The organism is Roseateles sp. P5_B10, from assembly GCF_056400485.1.
The window spans coordinates 1-3,784 of the sequence record NZ_JBFULE010000521.1 but is presented as its reverse complement, the minus strand read 5'-3'; the positions used below and the strand labels follow the sequence as shown (position 1 = coordinate 3,784).

Genomic DNA, 3,784 nt, shown 5'->3' with positions numbered 1-3,784 from the left:
GCTTGAAGGCGAGCGCTACGGGGTGCGGCGATGAAGCTGATCGACGACGCCCGTCGGGTCTGGCCGAGACTCTGGTCGGTGCGGCTGAGCCTGCTTGCCGCCGGCCTCGGCGCAGTAGACGCGGCGCTGCCGCTCATCGCGCCACAGGGCGGCAGTGTGCGCTTCGCCCTGATAACTGCGGCTGTCTCGCTTGGCGCAGCCGTGGCGCGCTTGGTGAGTCAGCCCAAGCTCAAGAAGGATGCCGACGATGCCTGACACAAAGCCCAAGCCAGGTGCGAGCCGCCGCAATGCGCTCATTGCCGCTGTGGCCGCCATCGCCATCCCCGCCGAAGGCCTGCGGCAATACGCCTACCGCGACCCGCCTGGCATTCTCACCGTCTGCTATGGCCACACCGGTGCAGACGTGCAGGCCGGCAAGCAGTACAGCTTGGYCGAGTGCCGCGGGCTGCTCGACAAAGACCTGGTCGAAGCCGTCGATTTGGTCGAGGCCTGCGCGCCAGCGGCGCCGGACTCGGTCAAGGTCGCCTACAGCGACGCGGTGTTCAACATGGGCCCCGCCATCGCCTGCGACCCCAGGGGCAGCACCGCGGCCCGCCTGCTGGCCGACAAGCAATGGCGCCAGGCCTGCGAGCAGCTACCGCGCTGGGATAAGGCCCGCGTCAACGGCCAGCTCGTGGCGCTGCCTGGCCTCACCAAGCGACGGCTGGCCGAGCGTGACGCGTGCGTCGCGGGGTTGCCGTGATCCCGCTGTGGCTGGTCAGGCTTGGCATCTACGCCGCGGCCGCGCTCACCATCTTCTCGGCTGGCGCGTTCACGCACATGCGTTGGGCCGAGGCCAAGGCCGCCAAAGCCGCATTGCAAGCCTCCGAGCAAGCCCGAAAGGTCGACCATGACAACGCCGTCTCCCTCATCCGCAAGATGGACAGCTACAGCGTCACGACTGTGGAGAGCCAGCGCCGGGCCCTTGTTGCTCGCTCTGACCTTGATCGGGTGCGCCACAGCACCGCAGCCATTGCCGCCGCTCCCGCTGCCTCAGCCAACTGTGCTGACCCAAGACTCGCCCGAATCGCTGAGCTACTCGGCGAGGGTGCGAGCCTGGCTGAAGAAGGCGCGCGACACGTTGACGAACTTCGAGCCAAGCGCGACGCCTTGAAGTAGGCCGACCATGCCGTGGCACCTGCAGCCTACAAGACTGACGGCCCGACTTTTCTCGGCCAGCCGCAGCTTCGAGCAGCGCGACCCGCCCGACGTGATCGCCCAGGTTGATCTGCAGGCTGACGGCGCCGCCTATATCCACGCCACCATGAGCCGGGCGGACGGCAGCACGTCGCCGGGCGTCTGGCGCGAGCTGATCCGCAAGCTCCGGGAATTCGGCGTCACGAGCGTGAGTTGGGACCACAAGGGCAAGACTGGTGGCGGCGACACGGGCAGGGCCTGGCAGGACACGGTAGCCATAGGGGAGCGGTGATGGACTGCCCGTATTGCGGCGATCCTGGCCACTCCAGCCTCGGCAAATGCCCGAAGTGGACCGGAAGGAAGTTAGCCCTTCTTCCCGTCGTGGCCGGTCAGGTGCTTGTTCGTCGGCGCCAGAGCATAGTTCTCGTCCAGGGTCTCCGGGCAGTCGCGCAGCTCGCAACTACCCTCAACGCGCGTCGCTGTGGGATCGCGCTGCAGGGCATCCTCGACGCGGTAGCGGCAAGGGCTCTTGCGCCGTCGGCCCCACTGGTCGGTCATCATCCAGTACCAAAACTCGGTGGTTTTCATACTGTTCATTTATACAGCATTAAGAAACCGAAATCCGTGGAAAATGCGTGACAGCCGGTAGTTTGTCTTCGGCGTTTGGTTGGGTGGGCTCATAACCAATTGATTCACAAAAAGAATCACCTCCCTTACACGGAGATTGTCGGCGGTTCGAGCCCGTCAGCGCCCACCACCCGACCCCAGGGCGGCGTCCGCCGTCTCGCATTTAGAATGCGGCTCCCTCGAAGGCGAACCTCGGTTCGCCTTCGTCGCGTTTGATCCTCAAGGCTCCCCGAGATGTTTGAATTCGTCCGCACGCACAACCGCCTGTTCCAGTTCGTCCTGCTGTTGCTGATCCTGCCGTCCTTCGCCCTCGTCGGCATGCAGGGCTACACCAGCATGATGGGTGGTGCCAACACCGGCGTGGCAAGCGTCGATGGCCGCAAGATCACCCAGGCCGAATGGGACGTCGCCCAACGTGAGCAGGCCGACCGCATCCGCCGCCAGAGCCCGGGCGTCGATGCCAAACTGCTGGATACGCCGGAAGTGAAACGCCAGGCCCTCGAGAACCTGGTCAACGAGCGCACGCTCAAGGCCGCCGCGGAGCACCAGCACTTCACGCCCAGCGCTGAGTCCSTCAACGCCCGCTTCTGGAATGACCCGCAGTTCGCCTTTCTGCGCAACCCCGACGGTACGGTCAACAAGGCCCTGCTCGCGGCCCAGGGCATGACGCCTTCCATCTTCATGGAGCGCCTGCGCCAGGACTACGCCGTCCGTCAGGTCACGGCCCCCATCGAGTCCTCGGCTGCCGTCGGCGCCGCCAGCCCCAAGCTGGCCTTCGACGCCCTGCTGCAGCAACGTGAGGTGCAGTTGCAGCGTTTCGACGTCAAGGACTTCGCCGCCAAGCTCAACCCGAGCGATGCCGACGTCGAGGCCTTCTACAAGGAACCGGCGAATGCCGCCAAGTTCCAGCTGCCTGAATCGGCCCAGATCCAGTACGTCGTGCTCGACCTGGACGCGCTGAAGAAGGACGTCAAGTTCAGCGAAGACGACCTGCAGAACTACTACAAGGAAAACGCAGCACGCTATGGTGTGCCCGAGGAGCGCCGCGCCAGCCACATCCTCATCAAGGTGGAGCGCAATGCGCCAGCCGAAGAGCGCGCCAAGGCCAAGGCCAAGGCTGAGGAGATCCTGGCGCAAGTGCGCAAGAACCCCGGCGAGTTCGCCGCGCTGGCCAAGAAGAATTCCCAGGACGAAGGCTCGGGCGCCAACGGTGGCGACCTCGACTTCTTCAGCCGCGGCGCCATGGTCAAGGAGTTCGATGCTGCGGTCTACGCGATGAAGCAGGGCGAGATCAGCAACCTTGTCGAGACCGATTTCGGTTATCACATCATTCAGCTGACCGGTACCCGCGGAGGCGACAAGAAGCCCTTCGAGGCGGTGCGCACCGAAGTCGAGAACGAAGTGCGCAAGCAACTCGCCCAGCGCCGCTACTCCGAGGCTGCCGAGCAGTTCGGCAATCTCGTCTACGAGCAGTCCGACAGCCTGCAGCCCGCAGCCGACAAGCTCAAGCTGCAGGTCCAGACCGCCACCGTGCAGCGCCAGCCGCAGCCCGGCGCAGCGGGCCCGCTCGCCTCGCCCAAGCTGCTGGAAGCCGTCTTCGGCAACGATGCACTGCGCAACAAGCGCAACACCGAAGCCGTCGAGACCGGTCCCAGCCAGCTCGTGTCGGCTCACGTCACCCAGCACAACCCGGCCCGCGTGCCGCCGCTGGCCGACGTGAAGGACAAGGTGCGCGAGCAGCTCGTGCACAAGCTCGCCGCCGAGCAGGCCAGGAAGGCCGGCGAAGCCCGCCTGGCCGCGATGAAGGCCAACCCGGCGGACACCGCCGGCCTGGAAGCTGCCGTCTCCGTTTCGCGCGCCAAGCCGCAGAACCTGACGCGCACCCAGCTCGAAGCCGTGCTCGGCGCCGATGCCGCCAAGTTGCCGGCCGCCGTTGGCGTGGCGGCCGACGACGGCGGTTATGTCGTCGTGCGCATCAACC

General features: G+C 65.9%; 6 protein-coding genes. 5 read left to right on the top strand and 1 reads right to left on the bottom strand.

The annotated features are described in order from the left end of the window. Nucleotides 1–30: 30 nt before the first annotated feature. Genes AC1DU6_RS23090 through AC1DU6_RS23075 form a run of 4 tightly spaced genes read left to right on the top strand, consistent with a single transcriptional unit; the run spans nt 31 to nt 1,468 of the window. Nucleotides 31–255, top strand: a complete 225-nt coding sequence (locus AC1DU6_RS23090; protein ID WP_477859881.1) for a DUF7940 domain-containing protein — start codon at nt 31–33, stop codon at nt 253–255. Further along, the gene (locus tag AC1DU6_RS23085) at nt 248–742 is read left to right on the top strand and encodes a lysozyme (protein WP_477859879.1); all 495 of its coding nucleotides are present in this window, start codon (nt 248–250) and stop codon (nt 740–742) included. The genes AC1DU6_RS23090 and AC1DU6_RS23085 overlap by 8 nt, the downstream gene beginning before the upstream one ends. Next, nucleotides 739–1,158, top strand: coding sequence for a hypothetical protein (locus AC1DU6_RS23080; protein WP_477859877.1), 420 nt, complete (start codon nt 739–741; stop codon nt 1,156–1,158). The genes AC1DU6_RS23085 and AC1DU6_RS23080 overlap by 4 nt, the downstream gene beginning before the upstream one ends. A 7-nt stretch (nt 1,159–1,165) precedes the next feature. After that, on the top strand, nt 1,166–1,468 hold the full coding sequence (locus AC1DU6_RS23075) for a hypothetical protein (RefSeq protein ID WP_477859876.1): 303 nt from the start codon (nt 1,166–1,168) through the stop codon (nt 1,466–1,468). A 71-nt stretch (nt 1,469–1,539) separates the two neighbouring features. On the opposite strand, the gene AC1DU6_RS23070 is transcribed toward AC1DU6_RS23075, so the two are convergent. Next, the gene (locus AC1DU6_RS23070) at nt 1,540–1,764 is read right to left on the bottom strand and encodes a hypothetical protein (protein ID WP_477859874.1); all 225 of its coding nucleotides are present in this window, start codon (nt 1,762–1,764) and stop codon (nt 1,540–1,542) included. Nucleotides 1,765–2,037: 273 nt separating this feature from the next. On the opposite strand from AC1DU6_RS23070, the gene AC1DU6_RS23065 reads away from it, so the two are divergent. Then, nucleotides 2,038–3,784 (top strand): peptidylprolyl isomerase (locus AC1DU6_RS23065; RefSeq protein ID WP_477859872.1); only part of this gene is annotated, 1,747 nt, incomplete at its 3' end.

Excerpts from the sequence above, each read along its gene's own strand:
- AC1DU6_RS23090 (WP_477859881.1), top strand. The coding sequence starts at position 31 with ATGAAGCTGATCGACGACGCCCGTCGGGTCTGGCCGAGACTCTGGTCG.
- AC1DU6_RS23070 (WP_477859874.1), bottom strand. The coding sequence starts at position 1,764 with ATGAAAACCACCGAGTTTTGGTACTGGATGATGACCGACCAGTGGGGC.
- AC1DU6_RS23075 (WP_477859876.1), top strand. The coding sequence starts at position 1,166 with ATGCCGTGGCACCTGCAGCCTACAAGACTGACGGCCCGACTTTTCTCG.